Raw genomic sequence first — 435 nt, 5'->3', positions numbered from 1 at the left:
AATGCAAGCAGTTTTGCAGCGGGACGCAAAAAGCGGGCATTGTGCCCGCATCCCGCTCCCGCTTCAGAGACCGGAATGACTGACGACCACCGCTCGGGTTGCCCCATCAATCTCTCGCTCGAAGTCTTTGGCGACAAATGGAGCCTCCTGATCCTCCGCGACATGATCTTCGGAGGCAAACGGCACTTCCGCGAGCTCCTGCGCTCGCAGGAGGGGATTTCCTCCAACAGCCTCGCCGACCGACTGAAGACGCTGATGGCCATCGGCATGCTGACGAAGCGCGACGACCCGAGCCACAAGCAAAAGGCGATCTATAGCCTGACTGAGATGGCGATCGCGCTCGTGCCGATCATGGCGCATCTCGGCGCCTGGGGCCGGCGCCATCTGCCGGCGAGCGAAGAGCTCAGCATTCGCGCTCAACTGATGGAGGAAGGC

1 protein-coding gene is annotated in these 435 nt (G+C 61.8%); it reads left to right on the top strand.

Annotation, left to right across the window (positions count from 1 at the left end):
• Window positions 1–75: 75 nt before the first annotated feature.
• The coding region (locus tag I6F37_RS40620; RefSeq protein WP_225154463.1) for a helix-turn-helix domain-containing protein at window positions 76–435 on the top strand (360 nt) is incomplete at its 3' end.

This window comes from Bradyrhizobium sp. NBAIM08 (genome assembly GCF_020193935.1).
In the GTDB taxonomy this organism is placed as follows: domain Bacteria; phylum Pseudomonadota; class Alphaproteobacteria; order Rhizobiales; family Xanthobacteraceae; genus Bradyrhizobium; species Bradyrhizobium yuanmingense.
Note: the sequence above shows the minus strand (reverse complement) of the source record. Positions and strands in the feature narration are given on the sequence as shown.